Source organism: Qipengyuania sp. GPGPB31 (assembly GCF_038396345.1).
Lineage (GTDB): Bacteria > Pseudomonadota > Alphaproteobacteria > Sphingomonadales > Sphingomonadaceae > Qipengyuania > Qipengyuania citrea.
The window spans coordinates 472,031-492,294 of record NZ_CP149572.1 but is presented as its reverse complement, the minus strand read 5'-3'; the positions used below and the strand labels follow the sequence as shown (position 1 = coordinate 492,294).

At 66.0% G+C, this 20,264-nt stretch carries 19 protein-coding genes and 1 tRNA gene; 4 read left to right on the top strand and 16 right to left on the bottom strand.

The window, feature by feature from the left end; genetic code table 11:
• Window positions 1-47 precede the first annotated feature (47 nt).
• The 8 genes from addA to ahcY form a co-directional block, all read right to left on the bottom strand.
• Window positions 48-3,527, bottom strand: a complete 3,480-nt coding sequence (gene addA / locus WKH79_RS02615; protein WP_341859517.1) for a double-strand break repair helicase AddA — start codon at window positions 3,525-3,527, stop codon at window positions 48-50.
• Window positions 3,524-6,538 (bottom strand): double-strand break repair protein AddB, encoded by a 3,015-nt coding sequence (gene addB, locus WKH79_RS02610; RefSeq protein ID WP_341859516.1) that lies wholly within the window; start codon window positions 6,536-6,538, stop codon window positions 3,524-3,526. Before addB ends, addA begins: the two co-directional genes overlap by 4 nt.
• Entirely contained in the window at window positions 6,531-7,253 is a 723-nt protein-coding gene (locus WKH79_RS02605; protein WP_307019254.1) for a nucleotidyltransferase family protein, read from the bottom strand. Before WKH79_RS02605 ends, addB begins: the two co-directional genes overlap by 8 nt.
• Window positions 7,250-8,239 (bottom strand): phosphotransferase, encoded by a 990-nt coding sequence (locus tag WKH79_RS02600; RefSeq protein ID WP_341859515.1) that lies wholly within the window; start codon window positions 8,237-8,239, stop codon window positions 7,250-7,252. Before WKH79_RS02600 ends, WKH79_RS02605 begins: the two co-directional genes overlap by 4 nt.
• The gene (gene tsaE / locus WKH79_RS02595; RefSeq protein ID WP_050599914.1) at window positions 8,236-8,673 is read right to left on the bottom strand and encodes a tRNA (adenosine(37)-N6)-threonylcarbamoyltransferase complex ATPase subunit type 1 TsaE; all 438 of its coding nucleotides are present in this window, start codon (window positions 8,671-8,673) and stop codon (window positions 8,236-8,238) included. Before tsaE ends, WKH79_RS02600 begins: the two co-directional genes overlap by 4 nt.
• Entirely contained in the window at window positions 8,670-10,007 is a 1,338-nt protein-coding gene (locus WKH79_RS02590; protein WP_341859514.1) for an ATP-binding protein, read from the bottom strand. Before WKH79_RS02590 ends, tsaE begins: the two co-directional genes overlap by 4 nt.
• Window positions 9,968-11,014 carry a PAS domain-containing protein gene (locus WKH79_RS02585; protein WP_341859513.1) on the bottom strand — a complete coding sequence of 349 codons (1,047 nt, stop codon included), beginning with the start codon at window positions 11,012-11,014 and terminating at the stop codon, window positions 9,968-9,970. Before WKH79_RS02585 ends, WKH79_RS02590 begins: the two co-directional genes overlap by 40 nt.
• 82 nt (window positions 11,015-11,096) lie before the next feature.
• Window positions 11,097-12,503: an adenosylhomocysteinase gene (ahcY, locus tag WKH79_RS02580; RefSeq protein WP_063506078.1), complete on the bottom strand. Its 1,407-nt coding sequence runs from the start codon at window positions 12,501-12,503 to the stop codon at window positions 11,097-11,099.
• 209 nt (window positions 12,504-12,712) lie between these two features.
• Between ahcY and WKH79_RS02575 the strand changes: the two genes are divergently transcribed.
• Window positions 12,713-13,192 (top strand): peroxiredoxin, encoded by a 480-nt coding sequence (locus WKH79_RS02575; RefSeq protein ID WP_050599917.1) that lies wholly within the window; start codon window positions 12,713-12,715, stop codon window positions 13,190-13,192.
• A 103-nt stretch (window positions 13,193-13,295) separates the two neighbouring features.
• Here WKH79_RS02575 and folE read toward each other — a convergent pair whose 3' ends face one another.
• From folE to WKH79_RS02555, 4 genes are read right to left on the bottom strand one after another with little or no spacing between them, the layout of a single operon-like run.
• Entirely contained in the window at window positions 13,296-13,907 is a 612-nt protein-coding gene (gene folE / locus WKH79_RS02570; RefSeq protein WP_050599918.1) for a GTP cyclohydrolase I FolE, read from the bottom strand.
• Complete coding sequence (locus WKH79_RS02565) at window positions 13,904-14,128, bottom strand: hypothetical protein (RefSeq protein WP_341859512.1); 225 nt, start codon at window positions 14,126-14,128, stop codon at window positions 13,904-13,906. Before WKH79_RS02565 ends, folE begins: the two co-directional genes overlap by 4 nt.
• 37 nt (window positions 14,129-14,165) lie before the next feature.
• Window positions 14,166-15,446: a phospholipase D-like domain-containing protein gene (locus WKH79_RS02560; protein WP_341859511.1), complete on the bottom strand. Its 1,281-nt coding sequence runs from the start codon at window positions 15,444-15,446 to the stop codon at window positions 14,166-14,168.
• Window positions 15,447-15,468: 22 nt separating this feature from the next.
• The gene (locus WKH79_RS02555) at window positions 15,469-15,960 is read right to left on the bottom strand and encodes a hemerythrin domain-containing protein (protein WP_050599920.1); all 492 of its coding nucleotides are present in this window, start codon (window positions 15,958-15,960) and stop codon (window positions 15,469-15,471) included.
• Between the two features lie 133 nt (window positions 15,961-16,093).
• On the opposite strand from WKH79_RS02555, the gene WKH79_RS02550 reads away from it, so the two are divergent.
• On the top strand, window positions 16,094-16,447 hold the full coding sequence (locus WKH79_RS02550; RefSeq protein ID WP_228135228.1) for a metallopeptidase family protein: 354 nt from the start codon (window positions 16,094-16,096) through the stop codon (window positions 16,445-16,447).
• A gap of 91 nt (window positions 16,448-16,538) precedes the next feature.
• Here the strand turns inward: WKH79_RS02550 and WKH79_RS02545 are convergent.
• Both WKH79_RS02545 and WKH79_RS02540 read right to left on the bottom strand, forming a co-directional pair.
• Window positions 16,539-16,615, bottom strand: a tRNA-Arg gene (locus tag WKH79_RS02545).
• A gap of 45 nt (window positions 16,616-16,660) precedes the next feature.
• Window positions 16,661-17,083, bottom strand: coding sequence for a (deoxy)nucleoside triphosphate pyrophosphohydrolase (locus tag WKH79_RS02540; RefSeq protein ID WP_341859510.1), 423 nt, complete (start codon window positions 17,081-17,083; stop codon window positions 16,661-16,663).
• 89 nt (window positions 17,084-17,172) lie between these two features.
• Here WKH79_RS02540 and WKH79_RS02535 point away from each other — a divergent pair, with 89 nt between their 5' ends.
• The gene (locus WKH79_RS02535) at window positions 17,173-17,352 is read left to right on the top strand and encodes a Flp family type IVb pilin (RefSeq protein ID WP_341859509.1); all 180 of its coding nucleotides are present in this window, start codon (window positions 17,173-17,175) and stop codon (window positions 17,350-17,352) included.
• A gap of 106 nt (window positions 17,353-17,458) precedes the next feature.
• On the top strand, window positions 17,459-17,638 hold the full coding sequence (locus tag WKH79_RS02530; RefSeq protein WP_341859508.1) for a Flp family type IVb pilin: 180 nt from the start codon (window positions 17,459-17,461) through the stop codon (window positions 17,636-17,638).
• Between the two features lie 72 nt (window positions 17,639-17,710).
• On the opposite strand, the gene WKH79_RS02525 is transcribed toward WKH79_RS02530, so the two are convergent.
• Complete coding sequence (locus WKH79_RS02525) at window positions 17,711-19,189, bottom strand: M48 family metalloprotease (protein ID WP_063512989.1); 1,479 nt, start codon at window positions 19,187-19,189, stop codon at window positions 17,711-17,713.
• A gap of 125 nt (window positions 19,190-19,314) precedes the next feature.
• Window positions 19,315-20,259 carry an acetyl-CoA carboxylase carboxyltransferase subunit alpha gene (locus WKH79_RS02520; RefSeq protein WP_050599924.1) on the bottom strand — a complete coding sequence of 315 codons (945 nt, stop codon included), beginning with the start codon at window positions 20,257-20,259 and terminating at the stop codon, window positions 19,315-19,317.
• Between the last annotated feature and the right edge of the window lie 5 nt (window positions 20,260-20,264).

The window sequence follows — 20,264 nt, the reverse complement described above, 5'->3', positions numbered from 1 at the left end:
GAATCTCCTGTAAAGCGTGTGGCCCATGATGTGGGCGGCCAAGGCGGTTACTCAACGGGCGGCAGGGCAAAACTTTCCTGCGGCGCCGCAAACGCGGTCTTGTAGGCAGCCAGCCGCGCGGCCGGCAAGGCGAACAACTGCGGCGTCTGGGTATAGAGCACCGCCGCCTCGACCCTGCGCCCGGGATAGATCGTCTCGAGCGCCGCGACATAGGCGGCCATCTGCTTGAGCGTGGCGTCGGGAATGGCCTCGGGAGACAGGGGCGGACGCCGGGCGGTCTTGAAGTCGACCACTGTCACCGTGTCGGCCATGACCAGCAGGCGATCCGCGGTTCCCATGACCACTTGCCCCTCGACCGTCGCGGCCAAGGGCACTTCGGCCAATGCGCGGGGTCCGAACACTTCCGCAAACGCCGGTTCGGCCAGGACCTGCGTTGCCCGCGCAAGCATTTCCTCACGCTCCGCCGGCGCCAGGTCACCCGCCTGCCGTTCCAGCCATGCGCGCGCCTTGCCATCGTGGTCTTCCCCAGCGATCTGCGGCAAGCGCTCGAGCAACGCGTGGATCAACGTCCCGCGCCGCGCGGCCGCGCCCACGCTGGCAGGTGGCAGCGGGGGATCGCTGCCCTCGGTCTCGCCTAGCCCCGAAGGGGCGAGCGGGCGCGGCGGCCGGGGCTCCGGCCCGACCGGCGTGGTGGCCCAGTCGGGCAATAGCGGCATGCCGTCGCAATCCGTATCGGGCGCGGACGGCGCAACCGGGGCAGCGTGTTCGCCCAATTCCCAGCGGGCACCCCAGATGGGATCCGCCAGCGCCTCGTCTTGATCGAACAGTGCCGCGAGCCGCGCATACCAGCTATCGTCATGCGGACCGTTTTTCGCATCGCGCGGGCCGAGCGAGCCGGTAATGAACAGCGCCTCCTGCGCGCGCGTCAGCGCGACATAGAGCAGCCGCCAATGTTCCTGCATCGCCTTGGCCGCTTCCGCAGCGTCAGCCTCGGCAACAGGGCCGACCTTTTCTTCCTTGGTCAGACCCGGCAGCGGAACGGTGCGCGGCGTCGCCGATCCCGGCAGCTCTTCCTCCAGCACCAGATCGCCCGCGCCATCGGGCCGGATAGCGGCATCGGCGAGGATGACGATGGGCGCTTCGAGCCCCTTCGAACCGTGGACGGTCATCACCCGGACCTGGTCGCCGCCCTCCCCGGCTTCGCGCTTCAGTTCGCCATCGCCAGCATCGAACCAGCGGATGAACCCCTGCAGGCTCGCGGTATGCGCGCTTGCGTAGGCATTGGCGGCATTGAGCAATTCGTCGATCGGATCGTTCGCTTCTCGGCCCAGCCGCGCGACCAGCTTGCGCCGCCCGTCGAGCGCGCCAAGCAATATCCAGTGCAGCAATTGCTGCGGGCTGTCGTAATCGGCCCGCCGTAGTATGTCGCGCAGCGCATCGACCGTGCCGCGAACGAACGCATCGCTGCTGCCCCGCAGGTGCTCCCACAGGCGCACGCCTTTCGGCCGGTAGCCGTGCGCCAGCAAATCCTCCTGGCTCCAGCCCAGCAAGGGCGAAACCAGCAGGCTGGCCAGCGTGAGATCGTCAAGCGGCTGCGCGGCAAAGCGCAAGGCGGCCATCAGGTCCTTCACTGCCAGCGGATTGCCGAGACGCAGCCGGTCGACCCCGGCCACCGGGACACCGTGGCGGTACAGCCGCGCGACGATGAGCGAAGCCAGGTCGCGCCGTTTCTGGACCAGCACCATGATATCGCCTGCGCTGGCGCGGCGCTTGGTCCCGCGCGACAACGTAAAGCCATCGCCGGCAGGGTCGAGCCATTCGGCCACCTGCCGCGCGATCCTGTCGGCCAGCAAGCGGTCGTGCCGCGCCAGCCAGCCTTCGCGCTCACCGCCGTCGTCTTCTTCCTCGGCGACACGAACGACCTGCCACAGACCCACCAGTCCGGGTTCGCCGCTGCCCGTATGCGGATCGCTGCGTTGATCGAGCCCGAACCCCTCATGGCCGATCGCATCGATCGCCCGATCCACAAAACCGAGTACCTGCTGGTTGGTGCGATAGCTCCGGCCGAGGCCGTATTCCTCCAGTCCGCGAATATCGGGCGCACCGCGCGTATCGCGGGCCGCATCGGCGGCGGCATTCATCTTGTCGCGGAAGAAATCGCGCGCCTGCCGGAAGTTCTCCGGGCTGGTCCCCTGGAAGCCGAAGATCGCCTGCTTGTAATCGCCCACGGCAAAGATCGTGCGCACCGCCTCGCCGCGCGCGCCCGAACCGTCGAAATAATCGTCGGTCAGTGCCTTCACGATCGCCCATTGCGCCGCGTTGGTATCCTGCGCTTCATCGACGAGGATGTGATCGAAGCTGCGGTCGAGCTTGTAACGGATCCAGTCGGCCATCGCGCTGTCGGACAGGAGCGTGGCTGCGCGGGCGATGAGATCGTCGAAATCGACCAGCCCTTCGCGTTCCTTCGCCCTGTGCCAGGCAAGCGCGAAGGCACGTCCCGCTTCGAGCTGCGGGCCGAGGAATGCCGCCAGTTCGAGCAATGCCGCGCGTTCGCGCACCTTGGCCACGGCTTCGGCCACCCGTTCCTGGTTGGCCGGGAAGTCCGGATCGACTTTTTCCGCCCCGGCCATCTTGCGCGGGGTGCCATCGGCCTTGAGCAGTGTCTTGGAAAACCCGTCGATCGCGGCAAGCCGGGCCTCCGTATCGCTTACCAGCCAGCTTTCGAGAAAATCGGCACAAGTCTGGCCCGTCTTTGCCGACCAGCCGCGGCTGGCGGCCAGGCAGGCGCGCAGGCTGGCGCCGGGAAACGCCGCGTCCGAACATGCGTCTGCAACCCATGCGGCATCGGCATCGGCGGGGAGGCCCAGCAAGCGAAACACGCGCGGCTGCATCGGCGGCTGCCAGCTGCCCGGCCCCTGCCACATGTCCATGTGCCGCGCGCAGCGCATCAGCCAGCCGCGGACCGCATCGGGTCCCTTGCGCTTGCTCATCTCGGCGATCGCCCCGGCGATGCCTCGGTCGCCTTCGGCCAGCAGGCCCGAGAGAACATCGCGGCTCAGGAGGTCGCGCTCGCGGTCTTCCATCGGACGCGATCCGGGCAGCATGCCCGCTTCGCCGGGGAAGGCGGCAAGCAGATATTGGGCGAAGGCGTGGATCGTATCGATCCGCAATCCGCCGCCGGGGCAATCGAGGACGCGGGCGAACAGCGCCCGGGCCCGCGCGCGCGTTTCTGGGTCGCCGGGCGCGCCCAAAAACGCCAGTTCGCGCGCCAGCTGCGCATCGTCCATCCGGACCCAGCGCGCCAGTACCGCGTTGACACGCACTGCCATTTCAGCCGCGCCCGCCTTGGTGAAAGTGAGGCACAGGACCTGCGAAGGATCGGCGCCCGGTTCGAGCAGCAGCCGCAGCACACGCGCCGACAGGACCTGCGTCTTGCCGGTCCCCGCGCTGGCCGAAAGCCACACGCTGTCCTGCGGATCGACCGCGAGGCGCTGCTTGTCCTGCAGTTCGTAGACGGTCCCGCTCACGCCGTTTCTCCGCCATCCTGGTGCGCGATCCACTCATCGAGCCGCATCAGCTGATCATAGGTGTCATAGGCGGGATAATCAGGGTTCTCGCGCGCCGTGAAGGAGTCATTGCCCTTGATGAAGCGGTTGGTGGCCAGTGTCAGCTTGTCCGCGGTCAGCGGCAGGAATTCCTCGGGCGCCACGCCCGAAGTCTTGCGCCCGACTTTCAGCGGGACGTCGACATAGCCGAAACCGTAGCGGTTTTCCGCATCCTTGGCTTTGCCAAGCGACCAGTATTCGTAGCCTTGCGCGTCGCCGGCCAGACCTTCGAAACCGCCGCGTTCGGCGATCAGGCCGAGGACGCCAAGCTGTAACGCGAAACCGGCCTCGACCCGGGCCCCGCTGGGCGGCGTACCGGTCTTGTAATCGATTATGGCAAGGCTGCCGTCCGCGAGCCGGTCGATCCGGTCCGCGCGGCCGTGGACATGGACGCCGTCGAAAGTCATCGCGCCGTGCTTCTCGACCGCCAGCACGCGGCGGTCGTCATAGGCACCGATCTCCTCTTCGATCCAGCGCAGCGCGGCTTCGAGCCGTGGCTGCCACAGCCCCCGCATCAGCGGATCGGCGTTCTCTTCGTTGAGCACGGCCTGCATGATCGGGGCGAGGCGGGCGGCAGGATCCCGCTCGCGCGTTTCGTGCCAGCGTTGCAGGATGGCGTGCGCCACCGTCCCCTGCCACTGCGCCGAAGGTTCGGCGTCCAGCGCGTCGAGATCCTTCAGCCCCATGATCCGGTCAGCATAGAACTGGTAGGGATCGCCAAGCAGGCGATCGAGCGCGGTCGCGGAAATGTCGACCTTGCGCTGTTCGGGCTGCGGCTGCGGTGCCGGGCGCGGATAGGCCGGCGCGCTCGGCGCGCGGGTCATCGCCCGCGCCAGCGCGACCGTCTTGCGGTCCTCGTAGCGATCGAGCAGCTCGCCCAGCAGCGCCTGCACGCGCAGCAGGAAACGCGAGGGAATGGCCGGGCCGGCCTCGTCCCTTTCGGAACGCGACAGGACCACCTCGGGCGCGCCGAGCGCCCCGGCGAGGTCATGCGCCGACAGTCCGATACGGAAATCGGCCCCGGGCACGCCCAGCGCGCGGAGCACCGGCGGGGCGAGCAGCGCGTCGATCCCCCCGCGGACCGGCCAGACGCCTTCATTCAGTCCGGCGCAGATTACCAGTTCGGCGCGGTTCATCCGGCTTTCGAGCAGCCCGAGCACCTGCACCCGCGCATGCCCCCCATAGGGAGGCCGGACCGCCACCTGTTCCATGGCATCGCGCAGCGCAATTGCGGCCTCGCCGGGCGCCAGCGCGAACCCGGCCTCGCGCGCATGGCCGCGCAATTCCTCCACGAAGCCAGCCAGCGAACGGCCGTCCTCGCGTGCCCAGAGCTTCTCGCCGCACAGCGCCTCGCCGCTTTCGACCAGCGCATCGAGCAAGGCGTGCATAGGGATGGCATCCTGCCGGTGCAGCGCCACCAGCGGCGAAAGCGCCTGATCGACCGCGGCGTACCAATCGGCCACGCGGCCATGCCGCTGGGCCAGCCGCGCCGCGATAGCCGCGACGGGGGCCAGGCCGCCCGCCTTGCGCGGCCCGCGCAGCGCGCGTTCGACCCGGCGCAGCTGCCGTAGCCAGACGCCGCGCTCCATCCCGCCATCGACCAGCGGGTGGCCCAGCAGCCCCATCAGCGAAACAGGGGCGGCATCTTCGGCGACGATCTCGGCAAGCAGCAGGAACAGCCGGCCGGCAGCGGTCTGCGACAAGGGGCGCCCGCCCGAATCGTCGGCCGTGATGTTCCAGCGGTCGAGGTGGTGGACCACGCGCCGCGCCAGCGCGCGATCGGGCGTGACCACCGCCACGCGCTTTTCCGGTTGTTCCACTGCCTCGCGGACCAGCAGGGCGACCGCCTGCGCCTCTTCCTCCGGATTGGCGCAGGTCATGATGCGCAAGCCTGCCAACCGGCGTTTCTCGGCGGGCAGGTCGACCCATCCCTTGCTCGCTTCGGGCGGCAGGAACAGCGATCCGAGCGCATGGCTGCGTTCGGGCTGCGCCGCGGCGATGCCACGGCGATGCCACGGCTGCACTTCCTCGCGTGCGATCCCCATGCGGTTGAGCAGCAACTTGAGGTGGTATTGCGGATGCGTCACCGCATCCTCGCGTGCGAAAGGCGTGGCGCCGGGTTCGGGCGTCGCCCCGGCGCGGCCCAATTCGTCCCACACCGCCTGCGGCATAGTGAGATCGAAATCGGGCAGGATCACCGCCCCCTGATCGCAATCGGCGACCACTCTCAGCAGCCGCGCAAGCGAAGGTGCGGCGCTGGTCACGCCCGCAGCGACGATGGGCGTTTCGGGCGGCGCAGCACGCCAGCGCGCGGCGGCCCAGTCGAACAGGCGATTGCGCCGAGCTGCCGCGTCGAGCGCATCCCATTGCTGCAATTGTTCCAGCCACTTGGCCTGAACAGTTGCAAAGAGATGGAGGCTGCGCTGCCAGTGATCGGACAACGATCCGAACAGGTCGAGCACGCTTTCGCCGACCAGTTCTTCAGGACCCACGCCCTCGACCAGCAGCCGGTCCATCGTTGCCCCGGTTTCACGCGCGAGCCGCAGCAGCGTTGCACCGCCGGGTGCCTCGTCGCCCATCGTGTCCGCGATCAGCCGGGCCAGTGCAAACAGCCGCCGCTGCGGTTCGATAGCGCGGGGTATGTCGGCGGCGCCCAGCGGGTCGAGCAGCGGGCCGAGCGTTTCATCGAGATCGAGATCGCCGACCACCGCCATGCGCGGCATCAGCAGTCCGGGCGTGCCCTGTTCGCCGGCGTGGCGGATGAAGGCTTCGGAAATCGTGCGCCGGGCTCGGCTGCTGGGGACGAGCAGCGTCAGGCGCGCCAGGCCGAACTCGTCGTCGGCATAACGCGGGACCAGGCCAGCGACGAGGGCATCGGCGAAGCCGCGATGTGCGGCAATCGAATAAACCTTCGGCCCCTGCCGCTCAGCCACCCTTGAGTGCTTCCTCGGTCGGGCGGATATGCGCAGGCGTGCCGACTTCGTACCACCGTCCGGTAAAGGCGACACCGTAGAGCCGCCCTTCGGCAATCGCGCGATCCCACAGAACATTGGTCGAAAACTTGCCGTCCGGTGCATCGCGCAGCAGGCGCTGCGATACCAGCTGGATCCCGGTGTAAATGAAGGGCGCGATCCGGCCGGGCAGCTTGCGCGTGAGCTGGCCGGCGGGGTCCATGTAGAAATCGCCCGAACCGTCGAAATTGTGGGCGCGCGCGTGCGTGACGAGCAAAAGCAACGCATCCATGCGCTCGGGATCCCACCCGGCCGAAAGATCACTGAACGCGTTTTGCGGGCCGTCGAGCCAGATGCTGTCGGCATTGCAAGCGAAGAACGGATCGGGCAGCAGCCCGGCGGCGGCGGCCTTGACCATGCCGCCCCCGGTCTCGAGCAATTGCTCGCGTTCGTCCGAGAACGTCACCGCGGGCGCCTTGCGCGCACCGACATGCGCTTCGATCGCATCGGCCAAGTAATGCACATTGACCACGGCCCTTGCGACACCGGCTTCCTCGAGGCGGTCGAGCGCACGGTCGATCAGGGGTTTTCCGGCCACGCGCACCAGCGGCTTGGGCGTGGTCGCGGTAAGCGGGCGCATGCGCTTGCCCAGCCCTGCGGCCATCAGCATGGCCGTGTCGGAGACGAGTGTGGTCACTGGATTTCCCCTCCGGCGGTATCGCGGATTTCCTGTGGGATGTTCGCGTCGAACCACGCGGCGACGGGCGCCAGCGCTTCATGCGCCAGATCGCGTTCCATCGCCTGCCAGACGCGCGGGATCATTGCCAGATACCGCGCCTTGCCATCGCGCTTGGCGAGACGCGTGAAAATGCCCACGATCTTGGCGTTCCGCTGCGCCCCGAGCCGGGCATAATCGGCTTCGAAATGGGGCCCCGGGTCAGCCGCGGCACGGTAGCGGCCCAGCATCTCGCATTCGAGTTCGGTCGATACTTCGCGCCGCGCATCCTGCAGCAGGCTGACGAGGTCGTAGGCCGGATGGCCGACCAGCGCGTCCTGGAAATCTATCAATCCCTGGGCTTCCGCCAGCTTGCCGGGTTCGAGCAGCATGACGTTTTCGGCATGGTAGTCGCGCAATACGGTGACGCCGGGATCCTGCCTCGCGAGCAGCGGCTCGAGTGCGGTTTCCCATGCGGCGCGATAGGCCGGCACATCGACCGTCAGCCCCATGGCCGGGCAATACCATTCGACCAGCAACATCGCTTCGCGCAGGTAGACGGCCATGTCATAGGGCTCGAACGGGCCGGGCGGCAGCCGGTGGAGCGCCACCAGCGTATCGATCGCCTGCGCGTAGATCCCGCGCTCGTCGGCCGGATGGGCATCGATCCATTCGCGCATGCGCTGGTCGCCGAAATCCTCGATCAGCACCCAGCCATTGGCGGCGTCCTCGCTCAGTATGCGGGGCGCGCGCAGGCCGTTCCTGTCGAGCCAGTGCGCCACGTGCAGGAACGGCTCCGGGTCCTCGTGCGGCGGCGGCGCATGCATCAGCATGGCGCTGTCACCCCCCATCCTTACCCGGAAGTAGCGGCGGAAGCTGGCATCGCCGACGAGAGGGGCGATTTCCGCGCCTTCCCACCGGGTGCCACCCAGAAACTCGTGAATCTCGTCGAAAGGCGCATCGCTCATGGCCAGCGGCTTTGCCAAGATGTGCCCGGGGTGACAACGGCCTCGCGGCCTTCGCCCACCTTTTCCAGCGCAATGGCGAGGCAGTTCGGCTCATGGGCGAAACCGCCCGCGTGATCGGGCCACTCGGCCAGCAGTGCGGCGCCCTCCCGGTAGTCGTCGAGCCCCAGCTCGGCAGCTTCCGCGGGATCCTCGAGCCGGTAGAAATCGGCATGGACCAGCGGGACCGGCAGGCCGTCATAGGTTTCGATGATCGTGTAGGTCGGCGAAGGCACCTCGCCCTCGTGACCGAGCGCCGCGATGATCGCACGCGCCAGCGTGGTCTTGCCAGTGCCCAGCGTACCGGAAAGCGCCACGACATCGCCCGGCGCCAGCTTCGCGGAGATCTGCTGGCCGAACGCCTCCATCGCCGCGAGATCGGGCAGCGCGATTTTCACGGTAGGGTGATCGTTGCAGTGGTGCCGCTGTTCTTGCGGCTGCGGATCTCGAGCGTACCGCCATGCGCTTCGACCAATTGCCGCGCCAGCGGAATGCCCAGCCCGTGGCGGCGTTCGATACCCTTGCCGTCCGACGACATGCGGATGCCCTCCAGCGCACGAGCAAGCTCGTGCTGGCTCATCCCGCGGCCATTGTCGGAAATCACGATCCGCGTCTCGTCGCGCTTGCGCCCGATATCGATCGCGATCCGCCCCCCGCGCGGGGTGCCGTTGATCGCGTTGTCGAGCAATTGCGAGATCGCGCGGCGCAGCTGGTGCGGATCGGCCGTCACCGATTTTTCCGCATCGCCCTTCAGGTCGAGCGTCAGTTCGCCATCATGGATGCGCTGTTCTTCCTTGCGCACGATCTTGGTCAGGAAGGGCAACAGCGTGAAGGTGCTCTTGCGCAGCGGCATCAGGCCCGCTTCGGATTGCGACAGGTCGAGCACGTTCTCCACCTGCTCGGTCAGCTTCCCGACCGACAGCGAAATCGCCTGCGCATATTCGGTCGCCTGCGGCGACAGCTCGCCCGCGATGCCGCTGGTCAGCAGTTCAGCGAACCCGCCGATCGAGGTCAGCGGAGTGCGGAATTCGTAGCTCATATTGGCGAGGAAACGGGTCATCACCGCATCGGCCTCCTCGAGCGCGCGATTGCGTTCGCGCAGCGCGACCTCGGCCTGCTGCGACGCGGTGACGTCGAGCACGGTCAGCATCCCATTGCCATCGGGCAGCGGCACGCCGGTGAAGTCGAGCGTCCGGCCATCGGCGAGCTCGATGCGGCCATTGCTCTTCTTGCGATCGAGCGTGGCGGCACGGATCACCTGGTTGAGCTGCGAAACCGAAGCCGGGTCCGACAGATTGCGCGAGATCGCCTGCAACAGGTCTTCGGCCTGCGGGTGCCCGTCGAGCACTTCGGGATCGATCCCCCAGGCGCCAGGGAAACCCCGGTTCCACAGTTCGAGGTGCCCGTCGGGCGCGAACACAGCAAGCGCCTCGAACAGATTGTCGAATGTCGCGGTCCGCGTGCGCAGCAGCGTATCGCGCGTTGCCGACAGCGCGAGCTGTTCGGTGCGGTCTTCGGCAATCATCACCAGCCCCCCATCGGGAAGGGGCTGCGCGACGATACGCAGATGGGTGCTGTCGGACAGCGGCCAGGCTTCTTCGTGGGGCTCGTCGCGCTGGAACCACTCGGTCAGCTCGTTGCGCCAGGCGGGGAAGTCGCGCACTTCGGGGATCCGGCCGTTTTCGCGCGCGATCAGCAGCATCTGCCCGAACGATGTGCGTTCGTTGACCACGCCGGGGGGAGCGCGAATACGCGGTGGAAGGGCTGGTTGGCAAAGGTCATGCGGTGGCCGGCATCGAACTGCGCCACGCCGATCGAAAGCTGGTCGAGCATCGAACGCTGCGCTTCGCGGAAGGCACGGAACTCGCGCGCCTGCTCCTCCATTTCCTCGATATCGACCGCATAGCCGGCGATCCCCTCGCCCATCAGCGGGAGGTCGGTGACACGGATCGTGCGCCGCGCGCGTTCGATCGTCGCGCTGAGGATGCGTTCGATCGGCTGGCGGCGGTCGGCCGCCTGCTGCGCAACCTCGGCCGCAGTGCGGCCATTGACCGTTTCGACCAGTTCGACCTGGTCGGCAACGACCTGGTCGGCGCTTTCGGCACCCACCGCGGCGACATAGGCCTGGTTGACCAGCCGCAGCTGCATGTCAGCCCCGCGGAACCACATCGGCATCGGGGCGGCCTCGATCAGCCCGACCAGCGCGCCGAAATCCTCGCGAGCGCGCGCCGCTTCCTCGCGCAGCTGAGTCAGTTCCGCCTGGCTGTCGCTGAAGTCGAAGACCCAGACGAGCGCTGACCCGCCGGGGGACACCGCCGGGTCGGCCAGCGACCCCTGCAGCGCCAGCGACTTGCCCGAATCGGGTGAGACATTGATCGCCATGCGAAACGGCTTGGCGGTCTTCTGCGTGCGCCGGACATTGCGTGTCAGCGTATCGATCTGCGCTTCGGTGAGCCCGCGCCCCTCGCCGCCAGCCAGCTCGCTGAGATATTCGGGGACTTTCTCGAGCCCGATCCACCGCGCCAGCCGGTCGGGCGCCTCGATCCGCCCGTCGGCCCGTACCAGCAGCGGAATGGCGGGACCTTCCTCGATTAGCCGCGACAGGCGCTGGGCGGTCTTGCGACTGGCGATCGATCGCTGTTCGCGTCCGCTGGCGCGCAGCATCACCCACACCGCACCCGCGGTCCAAAGCGCCAGCAAAAGGCCGATGACGGCCAGCAGTGCGGGAGATGAGTCCATTACCCGCCAGCTATGCCTACGCGCGCGGGGATGCAATGCCCCCGCGCGCGTTCATGCGTGTGTATCCAGACCGGAACGGCCGTCAGTAACGGTAATGTTCGGGCTTGAACGGACCATCGACCGGCACGCCGATGTAATCGGCCTGCTTCTGGCTCAACTTGGTCAGCTTCACGCCCAGCTTGTCGAGATGGAGCGCCGCGACCTTTTCGTCGAGATGCTTGGGCAGGACGTAGACGTCGTTCTTGTATTCGTCGCCCTTGGTCCACAGTTCGATCTGCGCCAGCGTCTGGTTGGTGAAGCTGAAGCTCATCACGAAGCTCGGGTGACCGGTGGCGCAGGACAGGTTCACCAGCCGGCCCTTGCCGAGCACGATGATTTCCTTGCCGTCGGGGAACTTCACCAGGTCGGTACCCGGCTTGAGTTCGTTCCACTCGTAATTGTCGAGCGCCGAGATCTGGATCTCGCTGTCGAAGTGACCGATGTTGCAGACGATCGCCTTGTCCTTCATCGCCTTCATGTGTTCGGCGGTGATGACGTGTTCGTTGCCCGTCGCGGTGCAGAAGATATCGGCGACCTTGACCGCTTCTTCCATCGTCACGACCTCGAAGCCGTCCATCGCGGCCTGCAGCGCGCAGATCGGATCCACTTCGGTGACCAGCACGCGCGCGCCGCCGTTGCGCAGCGACTGCGCCGACCCCTTGCCGACATCGCCGAAGCCGGCGACGCAGGCGACCTTGCCCGACAGCATCACGTCGGTTGCGCGGCGGATCGCATCAACCAGCGATTCGCGGCAGCCATAGAGATTGTCGAACTTCGACTTGGTCACGCTGTCGTTCACATTGATCGCGGGGAACGGCAGCTTGCCCTGCTTGGCGAGATGATAGAGGCGGTGGACGCCGGTGGTGGTTTCTTCCGACACGCCGACGATGTTCTTGACCGATTTGGTCAGATAGCCCGGCTTGGCCTTGAGGAACGCCTTGAGCGCGCGCTGGAATTCGATTTCCTCGGCATTCTGCGGCTCGGGCAGTTCCTCGCCCGCTTCGACGCGCGCGCCCCACAGCGCGAACATGGTCGCATCGCCGCCATCGTCGAGAATGATGGTCGCTGTCTGGTCGGGATCCTCATCGGTCGACCAGTCGAAGATGCGGCCGACATAGTCCCAGTAGTCGGCCAGGCTCTCGCCCTTGATCGCGAAGACCGGGATGTCCTGCGCCGCGATGGCCGCCGCGGCATGATCCTGCGTCGAGTAGATGTTGCAGGTCGCCCAGCGCACATCCGCGCCGAGCGCCACTAGCGTCTCGATCAGCACGGCGGTCTGGATCGTCATGTGCAGCGAACCGGTGATCCGCGCGCCCTTCAGCGGCTTTGCCGCATACTCCTCGCGCAGCGCCATCAGGCCCGGCATCTCGGTTTCGGCAATGGCGATCTCGGCGCGGCCGTAATCGGCCAGGGCAATGTCCTTGATGACGTAATCGGTGAATTCGCTCACAGTAAATCCTCAGTCTATCGGGGTGGTGGCCGCCTGGGGGGAGTGCGCGGCTGCCGCATGGCAGCGGCCCTAGCCGCCCAGCCGAACGAGGGCAACATCCCCTCCCCCGGCCCCGTACCAACCACCGGGCCGCAACCCGCGCAGGGAGCTTGCGCATCGCCGCGGTGCAGCTTACCTCACCCGGCACACGCGATAGACGGAGTTTTGTTATGACGATTTCGGTAGGCGACAAGCTGCCTGATGTAAAAATGGTCAAGGCGACCGAGAACGGCCCCGAGCAGGTAAGCTCGGCCGACTACTTCAAGGGCAAGAAGGTGGCGCTGTTCTCCGTGCCCGGCGCCTTCACCCCGACCTGTTCGGCCAAGCACCTGCCCGGTTATGTCGACAAGGCCGGCGATCTGAAATCGAAGGGCGTCGACGAAATCGTCGCCACGGCAGTCAACGACGCCTTCGTGATGGGCGCCTGGAAAAGCGCTGCCGGTTCCGACGACATCACCATGCTCGCCGACGGCAATGGCGATTTTGCCGAAGCGGTCGGCCTGACGATGGACGGTTCGGGCTTCGGCCTCGGCAAGCGCGGTCAGCGTTATTCGATGGTGGTCGAGGACGGCGTGGTTACCCAGCTCAATGTCGAAGCACCGGGCGATTTCTCGGTCTCGAGTGCGGAACACATGCTCGGCCAGATGTAAGCCATCGGCCCTGCCGACACGCAAACAGACGCCCCGTCCGGCTTGCTGCCCGGCGGGGCGTTTTTACTTGCGGGTTTGACCTCGGAGCCGGCCGCCCGGGCGGTCAGCCGTATCCCATCAGCTTGAGCACTTCTTCGCGGCTGCGATGGTCGTCGAGGAAGGTGCCCATCATCCTACTCGTGACCATGCCGACACCGGGCGTGCGCACGCCGCGCGCGGTCATGCAGGCATGCGATGCCTCGATCACCACCGCGACGCCCTGCGGCTGGAGATTTTCCCAGATACAGTCGGCCACTTCGGCGGTCAGGCGTTCCTGGACCTGCAGCCGCCGCGCGAAGCCATGCAGCACGCGCGCAAGCTTCGAAATGCCGACGACGCGGTCATGCGGCAGATAGGCGATCGCGGCCTTGCCTATGATCGGCGCCATGTGGTGTTCGCAATGCGACTGGAACGGAATATCCTTGAGCAGGACGATCTCGTTGTAACCGCCCACTTCCTCGAACACGCGATCGAGGTGCACTGCCGGGTCTTCGGTGTACCCGATGCAATATTCCTTCCACGCGCGCGCCACCCGCTTGGGGGTGTCGAGCAAGCCTTCGCGCGCGGGATCGTCGCCCGTCCATTCGATGAGCGTGCGGATCGCATCCTGCACATGCTCCGGAACGGGCAATTTGCCGCGCGGATCGTCCTCGTCGGGTCCAACTAGGCTGCTCACGTTCCCTTGATCCTCCTGAACTTGTCGCGAAACCGCTTGAGCCTGCTCCCCTTGCGGAAAAGCCCGCCGTTTGCAAACGGCTCGAACATGTCGTCGGGGTCCTCCGGATCGAGCAGCGCGCTATCGGCGAGGCCCTTTTGCACGTCGTTGAGTTCGGGAGGATGGTAGCGGCGCAAATTTCGGCCGCCTTCGCCTTGCGAATGGTCGATCAACGCGGCCATCGACCCGTGCCGCGACAGCAATTCGCCAACCTCGTTTTCATCGATGCCGCAGTGTTCTCCGAGTAGCGAATGGCGCAGAGCCGCGATCGCATCGGCGGCGTGCGCATTGCCCTTGCGCGTCAGAATCGATGAACACATCGCACTCGCTGTCGAGGCCCATCGAGCGATTGTTGAGATTGGCCGACCCAATCCGCAGGATCGTGTCGTCGACGATCATGATCTTGGCGTGGACGTAGATCGGCGTCTCGCCGGTGAATGGGGACCAGAGCGAAAACCGGCGCTGCGGATCCGCTTCGCCGATCGCGCGCACCAATTCCGCACGCGCATGATCCATCGCCTGCTGTTCGAGCCAGCCATCGGCGTGGCACGGATGCACGATGACGATTTCCGGGGGATCGTCCTCTCCCAGGCGGGCGATGATCGCTTCGGCGATCGCCCGCGATGCGAAATACTGGCTTTCTGCGTAGATGAACCGCTTCGCGCCAGCGATCTGGTCGAGATAAAGCTGCTCGATCTCGGTGATCTTTTCCCAGTCACGGTAGGCAGCGCGGGTACGTGCCACGCCGATCTCGACATCTTCGAACTGGGCGATCAGCGCATCGGGCCAGGGGCTGCCGGGGGCATCGGGAACTTCGGGCAGCTCGGCACCGCCGGCCGATGTCCACCGGTCGTCGCCCAGCTCGGCAAGCGCGGTGGCGACCTCGCCCTCCATCAGCATCGCGGCATCGTGCCACGGGCCGTAACTGCGCCCGTGCGGTGTCTTGCGGCGCGGATCGACCTCGTCGTGATCGCGCGTGTCCCAGCGCTTGTCGGTCATGTCGATTCCGCCGCACACCGCCACCTTGTTGTCGAGCACGGCGATCTTCTGGTGATGCGTGCAACCGATCGGATGCGCGGTATCGAAGTGGAAGTTGATCCGGCTATGACGGAACCAGCGGGCAAGATCCCACCACATCGAGGCACGGCCCATAGTCGACAGTGCGCCTACGCTCCACTTCAGGATACGGATGTCGAGCTGCTTGCGGTGACGCGCCAGCCAGGCGATGAAACTGCCGAGCCGCGACGGGTACCCGCGTTTCCACGCGCGCTGCCACCAGCGCCGCCCGCGTTCCAGATGTATCCGCGTGTCGAAATCCCAGCCGATCAGCAGTATCCGACGGCGCGATTTGAGCATCGCTTCCTGCATGATGGCGAAATAGTCGGCAGCATCGACGATTACGCTCGCGCGCGAGGCCCTGGCATAGCGCCAGACCCCGGGCTCGACCGAAGGCGACAGCGCCGAAGTGCGGCTCGGATCCGCCTGCTTGTCTTCACTCATGTGCCGCCCCCTGCGCTGCGCGCTATTCCTTCGCGTCTTCCTTCTTCTCGGGCGTCACTTCGGCTTCCGCCATTTCCTCGTCCTTGCGGCGCTCGAAGACCCGTTCCATGTGCTTCATGTCATCTTCGTCGAGATGCCGCTCGAAGTCAGGGAAATGGTCTTCCTCTTCCTCGTCGATATGGTGCCGGTACTGGTGCTCGAAGCTCTTGAATTTCGTCAGCCAGCCACCTTCGGACATATCGGTCGCAGCAAGGTCGTTGAGCGCCTCTTCGATCTCATGGTGCTCGGCTACCGAATGGCGCGTTTCGCCGGTCGTCGGCGGCTTGCGCAGCATTGTGGAATACAGCGCCTGCTCTTCTGCGGCAGCATGGCTCTTGAGCTCCTTGGTCAGCTCTTCGAACAGCGACTTGCGCTCGGTCGTATCCCCGCTCGTGTCGAGCAGCTTGTCCAGCAGCTCGCGGTGGCGATCGTGATCTTCCTTCAGGCGTTCGAAAATCTTCGTGGCATCGGCCATGTTTCTTATCTCCTTTGGAAGATGAACCGGTCACCGGCGGCGCGGTTCCGGTCTTGTGGGGCCCGGCCGGCTAACCCATATCGGCTTCACCATGCATGACCGACAAGCGCCCACGCGGGCCCAGATGCAGACAATGGCCGAAACGGCTTTCGCCGAACTGCCTGCGCAGTTCCGCGACCAGATGGGCGATGTCGTTCTGCAGGTCGAGGATTTCGCGACCCCCGAGCAGCTGGCATCGGTCGATATCACGGACCGCTGGCATCTTTCCGGCCTCTACGAAGGCGAACCCCTGCCCGACCAATCGATCTGGCAGAGCGGGCAGCTCCCGCCGCGCATCTGGCTGTTCCGCGAACCGCTGATTGCCGAATGGCGCGAAACCGGGGTCCGAATGGACGATCTGGTGCGCCACGTGGTGGTGCATGAGGCGGGCCATCACTTCGGCTTCAGCGATGACGACATGCACTGGCTCGAAGACGAGGCCGACTGACCGCCCTACTCCGCGGCTTGCGGGCACCGGCGCCCTTGCGCCTCCTCCAGAACCACAAAAGGCCACCCTTCCGGAGAAGGATGGCCTTTTGTGGCGCGCCCGGAAGGATTCGAACCTCCGGCCCCCAGATTCGTAGTCTGGTGCTCTATCCAGCTGAGCTACGGGCGCGCTTGGAGGGCGCCACATAGGCAGGCACCCACAGCTTGGCAATCCCTAAATCACCCCTTTTGCAAACAACTTTGCCGCCAGCGCGACATCGAGCGGGGGTTTGGCAAGTAGCTCCGCCTCCTCAGGGGTAAACCAATCGATTTCACCCCCCTCGAGCGCGCCCATACCGCTCCCGTCCCAGACCGAAGTGTAAAGCATGATGACAATCGGCGGGCGCCCTTCCCCGCTGGTCTCCTCGGCGAAGCCGACGGGCGCACAGGCCGCCGGTTCGATGACCAGGCCAAGCTCTTCTTCGATCTCGCGAACCAGCGCATTGCGCGGGGTTTCGCCCGTCTCGACCTTGCCGCCGGGAAACTCCCAGAGCCCGCCATGGTGCTTGTCCGCGGGGCGCCGATGCATCAGCCAGCGCCCCTTCCCGTCGCGCAGCGCCAGCGCGACGACGCAGGTCCATGTCGGGATATTTTCCACTTTCGCGACCACTCTCAACGATTTCTTAACCCGCCCCAGCGTAAACATCCCATGTCAGCTTAGACAAGCGACGAGTGGGGGCACCGGGCATGATCAAATTCCTGCGCATGTTGGAACGCGATAATCGCGGCGCCACTTCCGTCGAATACGGGCTGATCTTCGCCCTGATCTTTCTCGCCATGATTGGCGGGCTCCAGGCTTTCGGCGCGTCTGCGACGACCATGTGGTCGAGAATCGCAACCGCGGCTGCTGCCGCAATGGGCGGCTGACCGCAGCGGTTAGGGGTTTTTAAACCACTTCGCTGCAGAACGCATAATTGTCCGCTCTACATTCTTGGAGTGGGCCGGGTACGAAGACTGAACCAGGAGACGAATTATGAAGTTTTTCCGCAAGCTGCGCCGCGATGAAGAAGGCGCAACCGCAATCGAATACGGCCTTATCGCTGCCCTGATCGCCGTTGCCGCGATCACCGCGATGGACAACCTCGGCGGCCAGCTGAGCACGACGTTCAACACCGTTTCGACGACGATGGGCGGCAGCGAAGACGCGGGGTAACTCCCGACGAAAATCAGGGGCGGCGGGTTCAACCCGCCGCCCCTTTTCTTTGTCCCGATCAATTGCTGCAGTTCATCGCCCGCGGACGACGATCTTCACCTTCTGCCCAACGCTGAGGCCTTCATTCGAAGTCAGCCCGTTGAGCACGCGGAACCGGTCGATCTGGTTGTCGCTGTAGGCCATCCGGCGCGCGAGCGAGGCGACCGTATCGCCGCTGCCGACCGTCACGACATCGACCACCCGCGGAATCACATTCGCCGCGGTCTGCGAGTCGATCCGCTGCATCGATGCGAACATGTCGTTGAACGCCGAAGTCTGGCCAGCCGGGGTTATCGCGAGAAAGTGGTACGCGCGGTCGCTGGCGAACTCATAGGCGAAAACGGTCACGTCGACCTGCCCGTTACCCGATGCGACGCGCGCCGTCCCGTAGGCGGCGGGCAAACCATTGACGGTGGTCCGCTGGATCGATTGCGGCCGGATCTGCTGCTGCTCGCTCACCCCGGCGAAAACGCTGGTGACATAGCTGTTGAGGTCATTGTTGTACGGCGCGAGCGAGAATTGCGCCTGCCCGCTCTGGCCATTGATCGTGACCGCTCTCGTCCCGTTGATCATGTAGAAACCCTGCGGCGCCGTGAATGCCAGCCGCAGATCGGGATGGATGAAGCGCCGGCCCTCGACCACGCCTTGCGACGGATCGTCGCCATAGGTCAGCCCGTCGATCCGGGTCAGGAAGGTATCGCGATTGGTGACGCCGCCGGTGACGCCGGTGGCCTGCGCTTTCGCCAGCGCGGTCTGCACACGGCTGGCCGGATCGGGGTGGGTCGATGCCCATTCGGGAATATTGGCATTGTCGCGTCCCTGCACGCGGGCATCGAGCGCATTCTGCAGCGCGAGGCTCTGCAGCACCGTGCCCATCGCGCGCGGATCGTAGCCCGCCGAGTTGAGATAGCGAATGCCGAGCTCGTCCGCCTCGAGTTCCTGCGAGCGCGAGAACTTGAGCGTCAGCAATTGCGATCCCTGCAAGGCAGCCTGGCCGAGCTGCTGCCCGAGCCCGCTATTGCCGAGGAGGACACCCGACAGGATCGCACCGGCCGCGCCGAGCAGCGTGTTGCGCTGTGCCGTGGCCTGCCGGCGCTGCGAATGGCGCGCGGCGACGTGGCCGACTTCATGGCCTAGCACCGCCGCCAGTTCGGCTTCGTTGTTCATCAGCGCAACCAGCTGCCGGGTCGTGTAGACGTAACCGCCGGGGATCGCGAACGCGTTGTTCACCGGGCTGTTGAGCAGCGAGACGGTGAAGGATTCGCGGGCATTGCCGAGGCCCGACTGGACCGCGATGTTCTTGCCCACCTGTTCGACATATTGCGCATGGCTGCCGCTCATCGCTCCGCCGAACTCGTTGAGCAGCTGCGGATGCGCCTCGGCGCCCATCTGCGCCTCGCTCTGCGTGATCGGGGTGGACGCACTGGGGATGTTCCCCGTGCCCATGCAGCCGGCCAGCGCCAGCGAGAGTGTCGAAACGGATGCGGCGGCGGCGAGTGAAATGCGCGTCATGAGCGGCGGTCCCCATAAATCTGGCACGCGGCCGCCGGACATTCCCGGCCTGTCGCGCGAGGCGTTGAATATGTTGGGAAGAACCGGATCATGCGGCGGTTTGTTCCCGCCGGGGTACCGCGTCCTCAACCGGCGAGCGCGAGGAAACGCTCTTCGCGCAGCCGCTTGAGTTCATGCGGCGCATGCCGCGCCAGCGCGTCCAGCTCTTCCACGATCGCATCGCCGAGCGCGGTTGCCGCCACCCGCGGATCGCGATGCGCCCCGCCGACAGGCTCGGGCACGATCCGGTCGATCACGCCCAGCGCGGCCAGATCCTGCGCGGTCACTTTCATCGCCTCGGCGGCATCGGGGGCCTTCTCGGCGGTCCGCCACAGGATCGAGGCGCAGCCTTCGGGGGAGATCACCGAATAGACCGCGTGTTCCATCATCAACACCCGCTCGGCGCTGGCCAGCGCGACTGCACCGCCCGATCCGCCCTCGCCGACGATCGCGGCCACCATCGGCACCGGCAACGCCAGGCAGGCCTCGGTCGAACGCGCAATGGCTTCGGCCTGGCCGCGTTCCTCGGCCTCGATCCCGGGAAAGGCACCCGAGGTGTCGACCAGCGTCACCACCGGCAGGCCGAACCGTCCGGCCATTTCCATCAACCGGATCGCCTTGCGGTAGCCTTCGGGCTTGCCCATGCCGAAATTGTGGCGGACCCGGCTGGCGGTATCGTTGCCTTTTTCATGGCCGATCAGCATCACCTTGCGGCCATCGAGCTTCGCGAACCCGCCGAGGATCGCCTCGTCGTCGCCGTAGCAGCGGTCCCCGCCCAGCGGCACGAATTCGTCGAAGGCATATTCGACATAATCGCGGAAATGCGGGCGCGACGGGTGCCGCGCGACCTGCGTTTTCTGCCACGGGCTGAGCGCCTGATAGGTGCTGGCGAGCAGGTTCGCGCTCTTCAGCTCGAGCCGCTGCAATTCGTTGGTGATGTCGACATCATCGCCCTCCGCTGCGCTCCGCAGTTCGGCGATACGTTGTTCAAGCTCGGCGACCGGCTTCTCGAATTCGAGATAGGAAATCATGCTAC

Coding starts and splice junctions, on each gene's coding strand:
- WKH79_RS02535 (WP_341859509.1), top strand. CDS start 17,173: ATGATCAAATTCCTGCGCATGTTGGAACGCGATAATCGCGGCGCCACT.
- WKH79_RS02565 (WP_341859512.1), bottom strand. CDS start 14,128: ATGGCCGCGTTGATCGACCATTCGCAAGGCGAAGGCGGCCGAAATTTG.
- WKH79_RS02585 (WP_341859513.1), bottom strand. CDS start 11,014: ATGGACTCATCTCCCGCACTGCTGGCCGTCATCGGCCTTTTGCTGGCG.
- WKH79_RS02520 (WP_050599924.1), bottom strand. CDS start 20,259: ATGATTTCCTATCTCGAATTCGAGAAGCCGGTCGCCGAGCTTGAACAA.
- WKH79_RS02550 (WP_228135228.1), top strand. CDS start 16,094: ATGGCCGAAACGGCTTTCGCCGAACTGCCTGCGCAGTTCCGCGACCAG.
- WKH79_RS02555 (WP_050599920.1), bottom strand. CDS start 15,960: ATGGCCGATGCCACGAAGATTTTCGAACGCCTGAAGGAAGATCACGAT.
- WKH79_RS02600 (WP_341859515.1), bottom strand. CDS start 8,239: ATGAGCGATGCGCCTTTCGACGAGATTCACGAGTTTCTGGGTGGCACC.
- WKH79_RS02575 (WP_050599917.1), top strand. CDS start 12,713: ATGACGATTTCGGTAGGCGACAAGCTGCCTGATGTAAAAATGGTCAAG.
- WKH79_RS02560 (WP_341859511.1), bottom strand. CDS start 15,446: ATGAGTGAAGACAAGCAGGCGGATCCGAGCCGCACTTCGGCGCTGTCG.
- WKH79_RS02525 (WP_063512989.1), bottom strand. CDS start 19,189: ATGACGCGCATTTCACTCGCCGCCGCCGCATCCGTTTCGACACTCTCG.
- WKH79_RS02530 (WP_341859508.1), top strand. CDS start 17,459: ATGAAGTTTTTCCGCAAGCTGCGCCGCGATGAAGAAGGCGCAACCGCA.